At 46.4% G+C, this 18,083-nt stretch carries 16 protein-coding genes; 12 read left to right on the forward strand and 4 right to left on the reverse strand.

What is annotated here, in order from left to right:
• Positions 1 to 6: 6 nt before the first annotated feature.
• Positions 7 to 714: a glutamine amidotransferase-related protein gene (locus tag C8R11_RS03755; RefSeq protein ID WP_107794539.1), complete on the forward strand. Its 708-nt coding sequence runs from the start codon at positions 7 to 9 to the stop codon at positions 712 to 714.
• Between the two features lie 110 nt (positions 715 to 824).
• Here the strand turns inward: C8R11_RS03755 and C8R11_RS03760 are convergent, their stop codons facing one another.
• Positions 825 to 1,133, reverse strand: coding sequence for a hypothetical protein (locus C8R11_RS03760; RefSeq protein ID WP_107794540.1), 309 nt, complete (start codon positions 1,131 to 1,133; stop codon positions 825 to 827).
• A gap of 340 nt (positions 1,134 to 1,473) precedes the next feature.
• Between C8R11_RS03760 and C8R11_RS03765 the strand changes: the two genes are divergently transcribed.
• From C8R11_RS03765 to C8R11_RS03795, 8 genes are all read left to right on the forward strand, one after another.
• On the forward strand, positions 1,474 to 2,289 hold the full coding sequence (locus C8R11_RS03765; RefSeq protein WP_107794541.1) for a DUF547 domain-containing protein: 816 nt from the start codon (positions 1,474 to 1,476) through the stop codon (positions 2,287 to 2,289).
• Positions 2,290 to 2,291: 2 nt separating this feature from the next.
• On the forward strand, positions 2,292 to 3,122 hold the full coding sequence (locus C8R11_RS03770) for a phosphate ABC transporter substrate-binding protein (protein WP_107794542.1): 831 nt from the start codon (positions 2,292 to 2,294) through the stop codon (positions 3,120 to 3,122).
• Positions 3,100 to 3,954, forward strand: coding sequence for a phosphate ABC transporter permease subunit PstC (gene pstC / locus C8R11_RS03775; protein ID WP_181258148.1), 855 nt, complete (start codon positions 3,100 to 3,102; stop codon positions 3,952 to 3,954). The genes C8R11_RS03770 and pstC overlap by 23 nt, the downstream gene beginning before the upstream one ends.
• Positions 3,947 to 4,813: a phosphate ABC transporter permease PstA gene (gene pstA / locus C8R11_RS03780; RefSeq protein WP_107794543.1), complete on the forward strand. Its 867-nt coding sequence runs from the start codon at positions 3,947 to 3,949 to the stop codon at positions 4,811 to 4,813. Before pstC ends, pstA begins: the two co-directional genes overlap by 8 nt.
• On the forward strand, positions 4,810 to 5,643 hold the full coding sequence (locus tag C8R11_RS03785; protein WP_107794544.1) for a phosphate ABC transporter ATP-binding protein: 834 nt from the start codon (positions 4,810 to 4,812) through the stop codon (positions 5,641 to 5,643). The genes pstA and C8R11_RS03785 overlap by 4 nt, the downstream gene beginning before the upstream one ends.
• Positions 5,644 to 5,965: 322 nt before the next feature.
• Positions 5,966 to 6,139: a PIN domain-containing protein gene (locus tag C8R11_RS15860; RefSeq protein WP_146159066.1), complete on the forward strand. Its 174-nt coding sequence runs from the start codon at positions 5,966 to 5,968 to the stop codon at positions 6,137 to 6,139.
• Entirely contained in the window at positions 6,136 to 6,360 is a 225-nt protein-coding gene (locus C8R11_RS03790) for a PIN domain-containing protein (protein ID WP_107794545.1), read from the forward strand. Before C8R11_RS15860 ends, C8R11_RS03790 begins: the two co-directional genes overlap by 4 nt.
• Before the next feature lie 523 nt (positions 6,361 to 6,883).
• On the forward strand, positions 6,884 to 8,092 hold the full coding sequence (locus C8R11_RS03795) for a hypothetical protein (RefSeq protein WP_107794546.1): 1,209 nt from the start codon (positions 6,884 to 6,886) through the stop codon (positions 8,090 to 8,092).
• 336 nt (positions 8,093 to 8,428) lie between these two features.
• Here the strand turns inward: C8R11_RS03795 and C8R11_RS16030 are convergent, their stop codons facing one another.
• Together C8R11_RS16030 and C8R11_RS16890 are read right to left on the reverse strand one after the other, a co-directional pair.
• Positions 8,429 to 9,412, reverse strand: coding sequence for a vWA domain-containing protein (locus C8R11_RS16030; protein WP_181258149.1), 984 nt, complete (start codon positions 9,410 to 9,412; stop codon positions 8,429 to 8,431).
• 231 nt (positions 9,413 to 9,643) lie between these two features.
• Entirely contained in the window at positions 9,644 to 9,766 is a 123-nt protein-coding gene (locus tag C8R11_RS16890; protein ID WP_280523861.1) for a hypothetical protein, read from the reverse strand.
• A gap of 439 nt (positions 9,767 to 10,205) precedes the next feature.
• Here C8R11_RS16890 and C8R11_RS03810 point away from each other — a divergent pair, with 439 nt between their 5' ends.
• The 3 genes from C8R11_RS03810 to C8R11_RS03820 all read left to right on the forward strand — a co-directional run bounded on the left by C8R11_RS03810 (position 10,206) and on the right by C8R11_RS03820 (position 14,504).
• On the forward strand, positions 10,206 to 10,445 hold the full coding sequence (locus tag C8R11_RS03810) for a hypothetical protein (RefSeq protein ID WP_107794548.1): 240 nt from the start codon (positions 10,206 to 10,208) through the stop codon (positions 10,443 to 10,445).
• Positions 10,446 to 10,655: 210 nt separating this feature from the next.
• Entirely contained in the window at positions 10,656 to 12,626 is a 1,971-nt protein-coding gene (yoaA, locus tag C8R11_RS03815) for a DNA repair helicase YoaA (RefSeq protein ID WP_107794549.1), read from the forward strand.
• Between the two features lie 81 nt (positions 12,627 to 12,707).
• Positions 12,708 to 14,504 (forward strand): AAA family ATPase, encoded by a 1,797-nt coding sequence (locus tag C8R11_RS03820; RefSeq protein WP_107794550.1) that lies wholly within the window; start codon positions 12,708 to 12,710, stop codon positions 14,502 to 14,504.
• A gap of 20 nt (positions 14,505 to 14,524) precedes the next feature.
• Here C8R11_RS03820 and C8R11_RS03825 read toward each other — a convergent pair whose 3' ends face one another.
• On the reverse strand, positions 14,525 to 18,064 hold the full coding sequence (locus C8R11_RS03825; RefSeq protein ID WP_107794551.1) for a WD40 repeat domain-containing protein: 3,540 nt from the start codon (positions 18,062 to 18,064) through the stop codon (positions 14,525 to 14,527).
• Positions 18,065 to 18,083 lie beyond the last annotated feature (19 nt).

An 18,083-nucleotide genomic window follows, 5' to 3' on the forward strand; every position in this document is an offset into this window, starting at 1 on the left:
CAGTAGATGAAAATAGGAATTTTACAGTGTGACCATGTCCGCGATGAACTGCAGCCGCAATTTGGCGATTATCCTCATATGATTGCTGCATTGTTTTCCAAAGTCGCGCCGGATTATCAATTTAAAGTATTTCACGTTCAACGGTTTGAATACCCTACAAACCTGGATGAATGTGATGCCTATATGACCACCGGCAGCCGTCATAGCGTTTACGATGGCGCCGCATGGATTGAACATCTGGAGGCATTCGTCATCAGACTGGATCAGGTAAAAAAACCATATGTCGGCATCTGCTTCGGCCATCAGATAATGATCAAGGCATTGGGCGGGGAAGTAAGGAAATCCGATAAAGGCTGGGGAATTGGCGTTTCCATCAATCAGGTAACGCACCAAAAGCCCTGGATGGAACCTGCGCAACCAACGCTCAACCTGATCGACAGTCATCAGGACCAGGTTGTTACTTTGCCGCAGCATGTTAAAGTAGATGTGCTGGCAGGCAGTACATTTTGTCCTTATTACATGCTGGCCTATGGTAATCACTTTTTAAGTGTTCAGGGCCATCCTGAATTTAACAAGGATTATTCATCAACGCTGATTGATATTCGACGCAACATCATACCTGCAGATCGTGTCCGGGAAGGCAAAGCATCATTAACAGCGGCACTTGACGATCAGCTGTTTGCACGATGGGTCGTTAATTTTTACAATACATAAACCATCACAACATTCTAATTCAATCAGTTGCTGTTGCCGCTATCGATACCGGCTATGCGTGCCATAACTCGCGTATATATCAACATGCGCTGACGGTTTTCTTACAGTTTCTAGTAAAATGTGTTGCGTTCAGGCCAGCGTGATTCATCCAAAATTACAATATCCTTACCGGCGAATTGTTTACTTGTTCTTCGGCCTTCGGCTTGCTGATCTTCAAAACTGTTCAGCCTGCTATGCCATTTAACCAGAACAAGGTATAAACCCTGATTCAAAATATCAATGGCAATCGGCCCGACCGATTTTAATCCATACGCGGCGCCGGGGCCGACTTCTCTCAATACTGAGCGGGTCGTTTCAAAAAATGAGTGTGTCGAGTTCAGTGCTTCGCGCGCCGATCCAACCCCTGGTTCCAGCTTCACACCGGCAACCCGCGTAGTTAATTCAACATATTATGCCCAGGCATCTTTTTGCTGCGCTTCAGTCACTACGATATTCGCGCCGCCAGGACCAAAGGGCAGACTGACAGTAAAGGATTGGCTTTTAGACCCATTTACCTTCCTTTGTGAGCGTGGAATTAACAGGCAGAAAACGAGAAGAGCATGAAACCTGTTACGATGAACACAGTCGATAAAATTGAGGGAGTTCGATATGATATTTGCTGTAAGGCGTTGGGCGTCTTATCGACTAACACAACATGAACAAAATATTATCGAATAGGCTGAAATCGGTCAGCGCAGCAAAGATAAGGAACACCAGATCATGAAGCAAATCAAATTTCACGCATTTGTACTACTGATAATTCTCATGAGTATCAATAGTATTGCCGCAGCGAGCAATTTTGACCATAGTATTTGGGACGGTCTTTTGCACAAACATGTGCATATGGTTCGGCAAGGACAGGCCAGCGAAGTCGACTATCACGCGTTCTTGAAACAACGTAATGAATTGCGCAGTTATTTGTCCCGATTATCCGCAGTTTCGTACAGCGAATTCGCCAGGTGGCCACAGGCTGAGCGACTGGCTTTTTTGATTAACGCCTATAACGCCTATACCGTGGAACTGATTTTGACGCGCTACCCGAATGTCGATTCAATCAAAGAACTGGGATCATTATTTCAGAGTCCGTGGAAAAAAGAATTTGTGCCGCTGCTCGGAAAAATGCGTTCACTCGATGATATTGAGCATGGCATGATTCGTAAGCCTGGTGATTACAATGAGCCGCGCATTCATTTCGCCGTCAATTGCGCTTCAATCGGCTGCCCGGCGTTATTGAATGAAGCGTTTGCCGGCGGAAAACTGGAAGATCAACTGGAGACTGTGACCAAAGCTTTTCTCGAAGACCGTACGCGTAACCGTTATAACGCATCAACAGGCAGGCTTGAAGTTTCAAAAATTTTTGACTGGTATACCCAGGATTTTGAAAGTGGCTGGGGAGGCTGGCATTCTTTGGCTGCGTTTTTTTCGCAGTACGCACACAGTCTGACCGATAGTGAACAAGCCAGGCAAGTGGTCAAGGCCGGGGGTGTCAGGATGCGCTATCTAGATTATGACTGGTCGTTGAATGACAGGAAATAGGCATGAAAAACTGTGCAAAATACCTGCTGATTAACCTGTTTTGCCTGATTATCTGGGCAAGCTGGTTAACGAGTGTAAGTGCCGCATCGCAACGTTTGATAGTGACCGGTTCCAGTACCGTCGCGCCACTCATGAGTGAAATCGCCAGGCGTTTTGAATTGCAGCATCCTGAGGTGCGCATTGATGTACAAACCGGCGGTTCGTCGCGCGGTATCAATGATGTGCGCAGAGGCATTGCCGATATCGGTATGGTGTCGCGCGCGTTGAAACCGAATGAAGATGATCTGCATGCGTTTTCAATTGCAATGGATGGCATTGGTATCATCGTGCATGCCAGTAATCCGGTGAGATCACTTAATCCAAAGCAAATTGCGGATATTTATACCGGAAAAATCACACACTGGAAATCCGTCGGTGGCCCGAATGCACGTATCACTGTTGTCAACAAGGCAGAAGGACGCTCCACATTAGAACTTTTTCTGGATTATCTGCAGCTTAAAAACAGTGCAGTCAAACCACATATTATTATTGGTGATAACGCGCAGGGCATCAAAACAGTGACCGGTAATCCGCACGCGATCGGATACGTCTCAATCGGCGCGGCGGCGTATGAAGCGCAGCGAGGCACGCCGATCCGCCTGCTGGCATTGAATGGCGTGACCGCGTCTGTAGAAAATGTGCATAGCGGTATTTTTCCGTTATCGCGGCCACTGAATCTGATTACATCGCGTGTGCCACAGGGAATAATTCGAGCATTTATCGAATTTGCCCGGTCACCACAGCTATACCCCCTTATCGAGGCGCACTATTTTGTTCCGATTGATACCGACTGATCGATTATTAATTGCGATTTTACGCATTTTCGCGGTAAATACGGTGTTGGTGCTGCTGTTGATTCTTGCTTTTCTGCTGCTTGAGTCCTGGCCTGTTCTAATGCAACTGTCACTGACACGCTTTGTCACCGACACATCCTGGCATCCACTGGAAGGCGCTTATAATTTAATGCCGATGTTGGCGGGAACCCTGCTGGCAAGTATGGGCGCACTGCTGCTGGCAGTGCCACTGGGCATGTCTTCAGCACTATTTATCGTGTTTTATGCGCCATCGCATCTGGCTACGTTATACAAACGTTTGATTGAGTTGCTGGCAGGTATTCCTTCGGTGGTTTTTGGGTTCTGGGGACTGACGACACTGGTGCCGCTGATTAATCAATGGCATCCACCCGGCGCCAGCCTGCTGGCGGCAATTCTGGTACTGACATTAATGGTGCTGCCTTTGATTACATTAACCGCTTACACGGCGCTGGCGGCGGTGCCGGATGAACTTATTCATAATGCAGCGGCACTGGGGCTGTCGCGTTGGGGTATGATCAGTGGCGTTGCGTTGCCTGCGGCAGGTTCAGGGATTACCGCCGGCATCATTCTGGCGGCGGCGCGCGCGCTGGGCGAAACTATGGCGGTATTGATGGTGGCCGGTAATGTGGTGCAATATCCTGAAACCGTATTCGATCCCATACGCACATTGGCCGCCAATATTGCGCTGGAAATGGCCTATGCCATGGGCGATCATCGCGCAGTCCTGTTTGTTTCCGGCTTGCTGCTGTTGCTGTTAGTAATGGTGCTCTCCAGTATTGCCGGATTTCTGGAAAAGCAGCGCCATGCGTGACAATCAGCAGCTGCATACAGTACATCGGATCCGGGATCGTCTGGCGCAATGCCTGATTTATAGTGCCGTGTTTCTGGTCGGTGCGGTTTTCATATGGATACTGGCTGATCTGGCACGTGGCGGCATAATGCATCTCTCCTGGGAATTTATAACCGAATCGCCACGCGATGCCGGACGGGCAGGGGGGATTGCTTCCATTCTGATTTCCACGTTGTTGATTTTATGTGTGGCGTTGATTGCGGCCGTGCCGCTGGCGTGGAGCACGGCGATACTGCTGGTTGAATGCATGCCCGCAGCCAGTTCATTTGGCAAAACGGTACGATTCAGCCTGCATGTGCTGGCGGGTGTGCCGTCTATTGTTTTTGGCCTGTTTGGCAATGCCTTTTTCAGTATTTATCTGGGTCTGGGTTTTTCGATTTTATCGGGAGGTTTGACACTGGCGTGTATGTTGTTGCCGATTCTGACCAGTACGGCAGAAGCCGGTTTGCGCGCCGTACCGGATACTTATCGATTGTCCGCATCTGCGCTGGGCATGACTCGTACCGCAACACTCATACATTTAATCCTCCCCGCTGCGGCACCGGCTTTGGCTGCCGGCCTGCTGCTCGGTATCGGTCGCGCGCTGGCCGAGACGGCCGCACTGCTGTTTACCAGCGGTTATGTCGAGCGCATGCCGGGCTCGCTGCTTGATTCAGGCCGAGCGCTCGCACTGCATATTTTTGACTTATCCATGAACGTGCCTGGGGGCGACATGCCTGCCTACGCATCAGCACTGGTATTGGTAACGCTGTTATTATGCATTAATATTCTGGCCATGAAGCTTGCCTATGGTCTGCAGCGCTGGAGAATCATGACATGAACGCAAACCAGGATGATGCATTTACCCTCGGGCCGCTTGAAGCAGGCCCGGTCTGCTGCGATCCGCAGCCGGTTATTCAGGTGAAAGACCTGTCGCTGCATTATGGCGACAAAATCGCGCTCGACAAAGTGACACTGGATATATACAAAGGCTGCATCACTGCGTTGATCGGGCCGTCCGGTTGCGGCAAGAGCAGTTTTTTGTCGGCCATCAATCGTCTGACCGATTTGATTCCAGGCTGCTGCGTCAACGGCAACATTTTTGTATACGATCAGGATATCCATCGCTCTGACAGTAACGTACAGGAGTTGCGCAGACAGATCGGCATGGTTTTTCAGAAACCGACACCTTTTCCGCTTTCCATTCGCCGTAATATTGCGCTACCGCTCAATGAACATGGTATTCGCAAACAAGCAGAAGTCGCTGCAATTACCGAGCAGGTGCTACGCGATGTCGGTTTGTGGGCTGAAGTGTATGATCGCCTTGATACATCGGCATTAAGCCTGTCCGGTGGACAGCAGCAACGCCTTTGTTTTGCGCGCGCGCTGGCATTGAATCCGCAGATTCTGCTCATGGACGAGCCCTGCAGTGCGCTTGATCCTATCGCTTCCGGCGTGGTAGAGGATTTGATCTGCCGCCTGCAAGGACGTTACACCATCGTTATCGTTACCCATAATCTGGCGCAGGCCAGACGCATCGCCAATTACGCCGCACTCTTCTGGATCAAGGAACGTGCTGGTCAACTGGTCGAATTCGGCCGCTGCCAGCATATTTTTGAATCACCGAGTCATGAATTGACTGCCGCTTATGTGAATGGGGTTAGGGGATGAACATCCGGGTGCCGTGCACAGTATCTTAAGATCAGTTTTAGCAAGTTTAGCCCCAGGAATTAAGTTTTACCGATGTTACCTACAATATTAGCAAAGACAATGGAGGTTAGCGATGCCAAGAATAAGTGCAAAAAGACAAATTACATTACCCGTTGCCGATTGTAACGAACTGGGTATCTAACCAGGTAATGAAGTAGAAATTTTTCCATGGAAATCAATTCAATATCATACAAAAAGAAATCGGTTCGGCAGCAGGTTTATTGAAAGGAACCAAAGCAAGCAAGACTGTCAGTGATGTGCAGTCAAGACAGGGCCATTTTGAATGATTGCAATAGATACCAATATGTTACTTCAGTATCTATTGGCGGACGATGCAGTTCAACATGCAAAGGCAAAAAGCCTGATTAAAAATAAATATCCTGTATTGATTACAGGTATTGATTTAGCCGAGACAGCCTGGACAAAGCCGCTGTATGTGTTGTTGTGCGCGGCATGATAGGTGACGGGACTTTTATTTTTGAGAACTCCCGGGTGATCTGGTCTGCACTATGCGATTACGAGGAAGCCAGGTCAGTACGTGGCAAAGAACTCGATTTTGCCGATTCACTCATTGCCAATAAATCGCACTTTGTCGCAGAGGATATCGGGGATTCTTTGTCAGCTTTTTACAGTTTTGATAAAGCGGTAACACAATTGAAAAATGCCGGAAGTCTGTGAAATAGACTATCCAAGTATTATGAATCAATCAGTTATTGGGATATTTATAACTGATTGTAATGTTTTTTGGGTTAAGCCACTATGGCAGTATGTCAGGTTCAATTGCTATATTTGATCGACAGATTAACGAAAACTTACATTGAGCAGTATTAATGCATCAGGTAAAGAATATGATAATAGGTGGCCCCTTTGTGTTGTTATGAGTGTTTCATGAGGCATCTTATATAGACCTGACTCTATGAGTGTACCCTATGAGTGCTCTATGAGTGCTATGAGTGCTATGAGTGCTATGAGTGCTATGAGTGTGACCCTATGAGTGTATGAGTGTATGAGTGTGTGAAATACCGCAGCAAGTAGTAATTGAGAAACTCACTACCATTGTCGCAATCAAAATCGCGCAAGGTAAAAGGGAGTGCTTGTTCAATCGCCTTAATTTGCTTCACAACACTTGTCGTCAATACTTACCAGTAAAATGTATTCTATGTGACAATAAAATTATTTTTTTACTTTCTATTTCTACATAATGTTTGAGAGTATCGTTCTTCGTCGATCAGAGCATGACGGCCCCATTTCAGCCGGACAGATAGCTGAGTTGTTGCTTTTTTATCAGCGAGTACATCTTTTTATAGACTATGAAACATTAATAAATCTTATTCAACAAATTGGATCGACAAGTATCCTAAGATTGCTAGAACGGCCAGAAGTGTCGGCTGTATATTGTGAAGAATTAGCTGCTACTCATACAACGCATATTGGCGTCACTCCAGGTTACGATTTTGGTTTCATTAAATTTGTTGGCCATCAAGATGATGGAGTATTTAAAAGTCCACGTGAACGATTGCAATATAGATTGAAACGTCATAATACAATCGGAAAAGCAAAAGCAGTCAGTTTCTCAAAAGCATTTTTTGATTTGGTTGCAGTGCGTAAATTATCGGGAAAGCATTTTGGTAAAAATGATATTGCGGATGCTGCAAGAAGTGATTTACTTGATCAAGAGTATGCAAAGCAGGCTATACGTGCTGCGGTTACTGCTACTCCAGGAGGTTATGATCCAGGAGAAGATTTAGAATTAAAATTAACCAAAACTGAACTTGGCATATTTGTTTTTACTAGAATCGATTTTAAGTTAATTAACCAAAAACGGAACCAATTTACACCACCAGTTGAACCTATAAAGTTAGCCCATTTGCTTGGCAAGATTTTGGATGCGCGTGTCGACTTAACCTTAGCGTCTTTTTATGGTGGGGATTTTATAACTTCCAAAACCACTTCCTCAATAATTCAAATTAAATATGCCGAATTACTGAGAAGGACAGAGATTAATTTGGATTCCAGCCATCAATTCATAGAAATTTTTTTGCCTGATACGCCAACAGTAGCCGAAGTTATTGATTCGGGAAAACGCTCTTTCGGTGAATTTCTAAATTTGCTCGATAAATCTAGCACAAGAAAATTTAATAATTGGGTTGGAAGTGTTAATCCTGATGAAGGTTTAATTCAAGCGTATATCAAAGATTGTAGTTCTAGAGGTTGGATTCAGAAGCTTCCTGCAAAAATTGTTCGCTATTTATTTGCTACTGGAGCTGGATGTGTAAATCCAATTGCAGGATCAGCTTCGGGTTTCGCAAATGACTTTATTATTGATAAATTATTTTCAGGGTGGCGTCCTAACCATTTTGTTGAAGATAAGCTTAGCCAGTTCGTTAAAAGGCATATGGATCGCAACTAAGGAAATCAATGGGGTCACAAAATTAGCCCGCCCCAAAAATCAATGGGGTCAGACTCGATTGTTTTATTGCGGCCATCATGACGCTTCTTTTGACAAGGGCCGCGGCGGATTTGCCAATCGAGAATTCTGCTGTGGTATGGTGAAAAAAAGGTTACACCCTATTGTTTCACAGTGTTTGTTCGCGCTGCCATTGTAACAATTTGTTGAGATTAATAAGCCGCTTTTTAACTGCAAAGTGCCAAGTGCCAAGTGCGGCAGCAGTGAGTCTGTTCCTTTTGATTCAAGCATAAAAAAGCCTCGATCCAGTCGAGGCTTTTTTATTGAATCCTTTCACCCTTATATTTTATTCTTTCTCCGTGAGAATCCGAATCCTGCCAGACCAAGACTCAGAAGAGCAAGGATGCCAGGTTCAGGAACTGTAGAAGGAGGCAGGCCCGGGTCTGTAATCACTTCTTCAAGTTTTGCTGCAAAGAAGTTGTCTACAAAGTCCGAATTATTTGCGCCGGCGACATTGAAAGTCCTCGCTAAAAGCCCTGCTCCAAGAACCTGCGCCTGTAAGCTATTATCGGTTACAGTATTGCCAGTTAAATTTGCCAACGTTGCAGCAGCATCAAAGTTCAGTAGGTTTGCATCGGAGACATCATGAATATAGTCACCATATTGTTGTTCAGAATTTCCGTCATGGCCGACGAGCATATTCAAGAATGCGCTATTACCGATCACTGCCAATGCGGTTGCATCTATTTCTTCCTGCAGGTTAAATCCATCATTGACTGCGTGAAATGGATTATCTGAATCTTCATCGGTTACCAAGATTAAATTCTTACGTGCATCTACGCGGAAGTTGAGGAAGCCGTCTTGAGGAATATTGTTATTAGCAAGCTCGCTATTAGGTGCGGCACCCAGGACCATTCGAATGACTTCGAGTCCGGCTTCAGGATTGAAGTTGTGGTTATTTTGGATACCAGGATTCGCGCCGATGGTTATGTTATTAAGCGCAGTCTGCGCGGCTGTGCCGTCGGCGGTAAAATCAAGCGTCAATTCCGGGGCGCCGCCATATACCACGACAGCATATCGGGCATCAACCGTTGCCGCATTCAAGCTTCCGACAAAAGAGGAAAAACCGGCTCGAACGCCCGCAATCTCACTTGACATTGAACCTGTTGCGTCGATCATAAAGACGAAGTCAGTTTTTATTGGTGCGGCGTGTGTTGAGCCAATCGATAGTAATAGTGTCAGCAAAACAGCAGCAAAAGTGGTGCTGCGTGAACGCTGCACTCTATTGACATTAAAATTAGTTAATATTGTGCTGATAGACATAATAATTTCCTTTATTTAGTTCTTAATTATTGTGCAAGCTTTCTCCTTTGAAAGTTATAAGGATGCATATAAAAAGCTCTTGATAAAAATGTAAAGCAATTAATATGCCAGGTTATTAAAAACTCCTATAGATTACTGATTGTGTGGTATTTTAACTGTTTTCCTGAACTCATCATAAAGCGCCGTCACGGCCAGGTGTAAGATTTTCTGACGAGTGGAATTCCCTTGATGCTACGTGTATAACCCCAGGCCGATTCTGCCTGTTACGCGGCTGCCAAATTGTTCATTGTCATCACGGCCTAGTGATAGTTGCAGATCATGTTTGGCAATGGTTGCCTGATGTTGGGCAGACACGCTCTAGTCACTGCGTGATGTAACAGCATATTTTTCGGTGGTTTTAACACGGTTATTCTTATATTCAACGCCAATTGTCATGAGCTGACTTTTCCTTGGGGCTAAATCATTTTGTAAGGAAGAGGTGTCGCGTCTTGAATGTAATTCTGGTGACGTAAAAATTAATTCTTCAAATGTATTAATGGTGAGATATGGATGCGGCCCAAGCGAAAGATTTTTGACTTATCTGATGAACGAATGTCATGTGGGCAGTTCAACCCCGAATCAATCATTCTCGGCGCGAGAACTGGGTTTGTTGCACAAGTGTCTACTATAATAGAGCGCATAACGCTATGAATGATTGAGATAATATCAGCGATGAGCCGATATGATTTTAATGAATTGAAATTTGATTGGATGTTTTTGCAGAGTCAGTCTATGAATCCATAGGGAGTGCACGATGATTGAGCTTTTAGGATGGTTTGGTCTGATATTTTCTTTTTTGTCGATGATTTATCATCGTTACATGTACGCTTACCATGATCAGGTCTATGCCTATATTCGAAAAAAATATGGGGATGGTGGTGATAATGATATGAACTTTCCTTCTAAAGCCGATCATTCCAGAAATGTCAGACAATATTCGTATTACACGATCTTTTTTGCCAGCTTGTTGATCATCCTGAATTTGTTGCGATGATGTGCTTGAACAGCCTTCTAAGCGCTATCAATTAGATAACACTTTTGTCAAAGTTATCGATCAATTTTGTTGTAGACAGGGTTTTATTTTAACTGTGACAAAGCTTCCTGTAAAATTTTAGCAATCAATCATCAGGGGGTGTTAATCAGCCTTACCTGCTGTTTACTCGATGCGTATAATAGGGGAGAGTCAATATTTCTTTCTTTTTTCATGCTCGATCTCAAATCGGTTTTCGCATCAGACGGCCTGTTATCCAGACAGATTCCGGGATTCCGTGCGCGCGCCCAGCAGTTGGATATGGCACAGGCGATTGCGGAAACGATTGAAAAAAACGGTTTACTGGTTGCGGAAGCGGGAACAGGGACCGGTAAAACGTTTGCTTATCTGGTGCCCGCTTTGCTGGCGGGCGGCAAGGTGATTATTTCCACAGGCACTAAAACGTTGCAGGATCAATTGTTCAATCGGGATATTCCGAGTGTGCGCGCAGCGCTGAATGTGCCGGTCAGTGTGGCTTTGTTGAAAGGCCGCGCCAATTATATCTGCCATTATCATCTGGAGAGGGCGCTGCAGGATAATTATCTGACTTTTGTTAATCGCGAAGAAATCAAATATTTGCAGAAAATTGAACGCTATGCGATGCATAGCAGGGACGGCGACAAAGGCGGTTTGAATACGGTGCCTGAAAACGCAGCGATCTGGCACCATGTGACGGCCACGCGGGAAAACTGCCTGGGTTCGGAGTGTCCGAATTACAAGCAGTGTTTTTTGATGGAAGCGCGCAAGAAAGCACTGGCGGCGGATGTCGTGGTGGTGAATCATCATTTGTTTTTTGCGGATGTCATGCTGCGTGACGAAGGGCTGACCGAATTACTGCCCGCCTGTAATACGGTTATTTTCGACGAGGCGCATCAGTTACCGGAAACAGCCAGTTTGTTCTTTGGTGAATCGATCAGTACCGGTCAGTTGCTTGATCTGGCGCAGGACTGCAAGGTGGAGGCCGTGCAAACGGCGCAGGACTGTGTGGTGTTACCGGATGCGATAGCTGCAGTAGACAAGGCTGCCAAGGATTTGCGGCTGACAATTCAGGAAGAGAACGTACGCTTTTCATTACTTGCCGTTGCGAAGAATAAGGCATTTATTCAGGCACTGGATAATTTGCTGGAAAAACTGTCAGAATTGACGGATATACTGGAGGGTCAGGCGGAGCGGTCAGAAAGTCTGGAAAATTGCTGGCGGCGCGCAAGCGATCATGTCGATGCGATCAAACGCTGGCGGAATGATACAGATGCAAATACAGATACAGGTGCGGCGGGATTTGTGCGCTGGGTGGAGGTTTACAGTCGGGCTTTGCAGTTGAACGCCACGCCTTTGTCGATTGCCGAAATTTTTAACCGCCAGCTGAATGCCTCGCCGCGTGCCTGGATATTTACTTCGGCAACCTTATCGGTCAAGCAGAATTTTGATCATTATCTGGGTGAAATGGGTTTGGCGGCAGCGCAGTCAGCTAGTTGGGACAGCCCGTTTAATTATCCCGAACAGGCATTGCTGTATGTGCCCGACGGCCTGCCAGAGCCATATCACAAGGGTTACACGGAACATGTCGTTAAGTCTGCCTTGCCGGTGTTGAAGGCTAGTCGTGGGCGTGCCTTTTTTCTGTGCACCAGTCTGCGTGCCATGCAGCAGGTTTATGATCAGTTAATGGTTGATTTTAAGGCGGAACGAATTGAGTTTCCATTGCTACTGCAGGGAGACGGATCACGCTCGAGCATGCTGAAACGTTTCCGAGAGCTGGAAAATGCAGTTTTAATCGGCAGTCATTCGTTTTGGGAGGGCATTGATGTTCGCGGCGAGGCACTGTCATTGGTGATCATCGATAAACTGCCGTTTGCGCCACCGGATGATCCGGTTTTATCCGCACGTATCGAAAAAATAAACCGTGAAGGCGGTAATGCTTTTATGGAATATCAATTGCCACACGCTGTGATCAGTCTGAAACAGGGTGCTGGCCGCTTGATTCGTGACGAAACGGACAGGGGCGTGCTGATGATTTGTGATCCGCGACTGACGACCAAATCGTATGGCCGTAAAATCTGGCAAAGCCTGCCGCCGATGAAGCGCACCCGTCAGTTGAAAGACGTTGAGCAGTTTTTTATGGATGAAAATCAACCGACAGTATTGTGATGATTGTGCAGTTTGCATTGATGGATACGCTCGATATCAGCCTTTAGAATTTATCAGTTAGTAAGGAAAACAATGAACACTATGAGAAAGAAATTTGAATTCAGTACCAAAAGCAGAGTGGCTCTCACTTTCCTGGCCATATTTTTTTCAATCTCGTTCGTAATCATGGCTGGTAGTAAGACTGAAAATATAGCTGTACCCCAATCTGAGAAAAATCACGCCATTCAAACAGCAACATCCTGGCCACCTTCTCCGGCACGCAAACCTTCGCTCGATCAACTTGCAGAACAATCTTCTCGAGAAGAGGTCATTTTTGATAGGTTAAACACGATTATCAATAATATCAATGTGTTGAAGAATGAACTTGAAGATAAAACAATTTTGTTGAACAAGGCAAAAACAGAGAAGGAAAAAACAACTATCCTCAATGAGATAGATGAAATTAACCAACTAATTAAAGAACAGGAAAATGCGTTTGAGGTAATACAGACCGGTGGGTTGGATTTGGCAAAAGTTGATGATTCACAGGATAAAATTTTTGACTGGCAGAAAAATTTACTTGAAATTCTGCAGCCGATCATGAATGAATTGCATCAGTATACCGAGGACAAACGCAAGGTCATTCAGCTTCAAAACAAAATAGCATTTTATCAATCGCAAATTGAGGACAGTAACAAGGCGCTTGAGAAAATGGCACGTATTAATAAAGAAGGCCTTGAGGAAGCAGCGCTCGACAGGTTTAGGAAAGTCAAGAAAAAGTGGGATAACCTGTTGGAGGATAGTAAGCATCAACTGGGTGTTGTGGAAATGCAGCTGGATGGCATGATCGCAGCTGAAATTGAAAAGGAAGTATCAATCGGCGACCATATTCAGCAATTTGTACTGGGGCGCGGTGCTACCATTCTAATGGCGGTGCTGGCAGCGGTGCTGGTATTTTTTTCCATGTCGCTTGTTTGGAATGCAATCATGTGGGTAAGCACGCGAAATCGAAATGGCGAACTGTCCTATTTTCAACGTTTAGCCCATCTTGTCTATCGTACGATGATGGTACTTTTTTCCATAGCGACCATTTTCTATGTGTTGGATCAACGTAATGATCAAGTGTTGGTGGGGATAGCGGTATTAGTGCTGATTGTTGCTATCTGGGCGTTAAAAAATTCTGTTCCACGCTACATCAATGAATTGCAGACTATACTCAATGCAGGCCCGGTCAGGGAGGGTGAACGTATTTTGTACAATGGCGTACCTATGAAAATAGACCGGCTCAATTTTTATACAAGACTGACGAATCCCGCTATGCCTGAATTAAGAGTGCGACTGCCGTTGTCAGAACTGAATACTTATGTATCCCGCCCTTATACAGACGAGGAACCCTGGTTTCCCTGCAAGGAAGGTGATTTTGTGCTGCTTTCGAATGGATGGTGTCTTAAGGTCAAGTGCATAACACCGGAGCATGTGCAGCTTACACTGGGGAATGGCACAATGCCGCAAATCTATCCTGTACAGGATTTTATCGAAGCCTGTCCAAAGAATCTCTCAGAGGGGTTTATTGTTGTCAGCGTGATTGGGATCGACTACAAATATCAGCCGCGATGTACAACCGATATCCCCGGAATTTTCAGGGAGGGGATACGCAAGGGGTTGCTGCAGGAAAACTATGGCCATGCGATCAAGGACCTTCTGGTCTATTTCAACCAGGCCAATAGCTCATCTCTGGATTATAAAATCGTTGCCGTACTCGATGGAAGCGCTGCGGGGAACTACAATGATATAGTGCGCGATCTGCAGCGTTTTGCGGTGGATGTCTGCAACCAGCAGCAATGGAACATTCCGTTTAATCAAGTGGTGGTGCATCAGGCTGATAATGCGCATAACTGATGATCGATTTCACTGGCCTGTCAGGATGCAACGGGTAAATCAGGGCATTGTTTTTGATATTCAATTTCTGAAGAAATCCACTCGTGCCATTCTTTCTCAGTCATGTTGCGTGTCAGTTTATTACATAGCTGTTCAACCCAGTTATTGTGCGCGGGCCAAATTCGCAGCGTCATATCATCACTACCGGATACGATACGGGTGCCGTCTGGATGATAGGCGACGCTGTTGACACGTTTTTCATGACCCCGCATAGGGCCGCCGATAGCCTGGCCGGTTTTTCTGTCCCACAGACGTAATGTATGATCACTGCTGCCTGAAATAATCTGCTTGCCATCCGGGCTGAAAGCAACGCTGTTTACGCGATCCGTGTGCCCGGCCATGGGCTCTCCGACAGATTGATGCGTATTTAAGTCCCAAAGTATCAGGGTATGATCCTTACTTCCAGAAACCAGGTGGTTGTTATCCGGGCTAAAAGCGACGCTGGTTACGGCGGCTTCATGGCCGGTTAATTCGGCGATGGACCGGCCGGAACGGACATGCCATAAACGTACGGTTCCATCGTAGCTTGCCGATGCGATTAAATCACCGTCCCGACTGAAAGCAACACCTCTCACCATTTTGTCATGTGCTGTCATGGGGTGGTGAATAAGCCGGCCGCTTTTTCTATTCCACAGCCGTACCGTATTGTCTTTACTGCCCGAAGCGATAAATTTGCCGCTCGGACTGAAAGCGACACTTTCAATACCGTCTTCATGTCCTGTCATGACGTCCATCAGTGTCTGGCTTGCCGTGTCCCACAAACATAACAATTGATCACTGGCACCGGAAACAATCCATTTGCCGTCTGGACTGAAAGCGACGCCGTTTAATGAACCGGTATGATTCTTCATCGGTTTGCCGGCCGTATTTCCGCTTTCGGCATCCCAAAGCTGCACGGTGGCATCATCACTGCCGGATACAATAAGTTTTCCATCGGGACTATAGGCAACACTCGCAACAAAATTTTTATGCCCGCCTTTCAATTGTGAATGAATGGGTTGATGATCGTTAGCATCCCATATACGCAAGGTAGTGTCACGGCCACCGGAAACGAAATATTTACCATCGGGGCTAAAGGCTACCGCCATTACGGATTCTTCATGGCCTTGTATCGGCTTGCCAATGGGCTGACCGTTTTCGGTTTTCCACAGACGCAGCGTTCTATCATGGGCTGCCGTTACAATTCTGGTGTTATCCGGACTGAACGCTACATTCCAGACGATATCATCATGACCCTGTAGCGGTTCCCCCAGTGCTTCCAGGGTTTGTGCGTTCCATAACCGCAGGGTTTTATCCTGGCTGCTGGAAGCAATCATTAATCCATCGGAACTATAGTCAATGCGAGTGATACTGTCTTTATGTCCCTGTAACGGTTCATGGATGGACGCCAGTGTTTTTGCATCCCACAATCGTAAAGTGTTGTCATGGCTGCCTGAGACAATACGCGTACCATCCGGGCTAAAAACAACACTGGTCACACCTTCCATATGACCTTCTAGTGTAGCGACGGATTTCAGGGTATTGGTGCTCCAGAGGCGCAGGGTTTTATCCAGACTGCCTGAGACGATGTGTTCGCCATTCGGACTGAACGTGGCGCTGGTCACCTGATCGCTATGTCCTTGTAGTTTCCCTATAAATTTCAGTGTGCTGGCATGCCACAGCCTCAGAGTAGCATCCTGGCCGCTCGTTACAATATGGGTGCCGTCAGGGCTGAATGAAACGTTCAAAATGCCGCACCGGCGGTTAGGTTCGCCTTCATGGGCGCATTGATGCGCCTGCACCTGCTGGTTAATCAACTGACCTTGAAAATTCCATAATCGCAGCGTATTCCCCATCCCGGCTGTAGCAATCAATGTGGCCTGTTGATTGACAGCAACTGAAGTGATTCTGTCACCAGTGCTCCAGATTTTTTGCGTGGCATTTTTGTTCGATAAAACGGTTAGAATCGCCGAGTCAACAGCTTCGCTCGGGGTTATCTGATTGATTGCGAGCAGTTGCAAAATTGCGCGTTCGTCACCGCCAACCCTTGTACCATTCGCCATATCCAGGCTTTCGGATACCACGCGCAGACTGCTTTGTGCCAGAAAGGTTTTTTCTTTGGCCACATTTGCGGTATACCAGCCATAGACAGCAATTCCTGCCAGACATACCGCGAGTAATAATGCGGCACGAAGCTTGCGTGCCAGCCGGTTTAGATTTTCAAATGCCAGTTGGCGCTGGCGTGCCTGTTCTTGTGCTCTGAGTTTTTTATTTTCAATCTGCCGAAGACGTTCATCACGCGCTTTACTGACGACGTTGACCAGTCGATCATGAATGAGTTCTACTCGATTGGTTCCGAACTGCTGGTCAATTCGCAGTAATCGATACTTGTCGGCAAGAATAGATAGCTGAACGCGCGTAATGAAACCATCCTGGATCGCCTGATCAACCGGATAACTGCCGCGGTACTGATCGCCTTGTATAAGATACGTTTCAATGAATTCAGAGACCTGGTCGGGCATGCCGCTGAGGGCTTCGTCGTAAAAATCCTGTAAAATATCCTGACCTGCTTGATGCAGCAGTGACACATCAATTTTACCTGTGGGAAGGCGGCGTTGATTAAGCTGATAGCAGCATAAACTCAACAACACAGGTTCAATTACCGAAGTGGTGCCCGTTGCATTTGGATCCAGATTGCCGACAAAGTTTACCAGCGGTTCGGCAACGCCTGGCGCCAGTACGGCAGCACCTGCGTGACTAACTGATTCGATTGCGCGTTCCCGATTCATGGGCAACAACCTTAACCGGTTGCGGAAAAGCGAAGGAGCCTGCTCTTTCCAGGTTTCCATTTCAGGAAGAAAGTCTTCACGAAATGCCAGCAAGACGCGATAACGCTGAGAGGTCAGGTCAAGTGACAATATTTTATGCCTGTTTGTAAAATAGACTGCCAGTTCACTCGGGATACGATTTTCTATTAAATCGGCCAGATTGTTAAGATTTGACTGGATTCGGCTTGTGTTTCCTTCTCCCCGGGAAAATATTTCTTCAAATTGATCAAAAACAAGTACCGGTATCAGCGGGTAATTATCATGGCTCCATATCTCCAGATCACGTTTATGCAGATATTGCCACAGGCTTTCATCTTTATTCCACGGTGTAAAATCAGCATGTGCGGTTTCTAATGCGGTCCGTAATATTCTGGCTGCCTGTTCCAAAGGCGGCAATGTGGCTGCCGGGCTGTAATCAAGCCGCAAATGAACCGGAAAATAATGCTTGGCGCGTAGCAGCGGGAAAAAACCTGCCTGTAATAGCGATGTTTTTCCCAGGCCCGATTTGCTGTAAAGAACAGTCAGTGGTGCTAGCCGCACCATACGTAATAATTCTCTGGCTTCTTCTGAACGGCCAAAAAAGTACGCACTCGATGCTTCGTCATAGGGCGCAAGTCCAGGCCATGGATGCTGTGCATTTAAACGAACAGTTTCCTGCTGAGCACTCTGTTCAGCAAAACGCGCGGAAGCGGTAGGAAGCGGGTCAACAGTCATGTTCGAATTTCACTTTTTA

The organism is Nitrosomonas aestuarii (assembly GCF_003046585.1).
Lineage (GTDB): Bacteria > Pseudomonadota > Gammaproteobacteria > Burkholderiales > Nitrosomonadaceae > Nitrosomonas > Nitrosomonas aestuarii.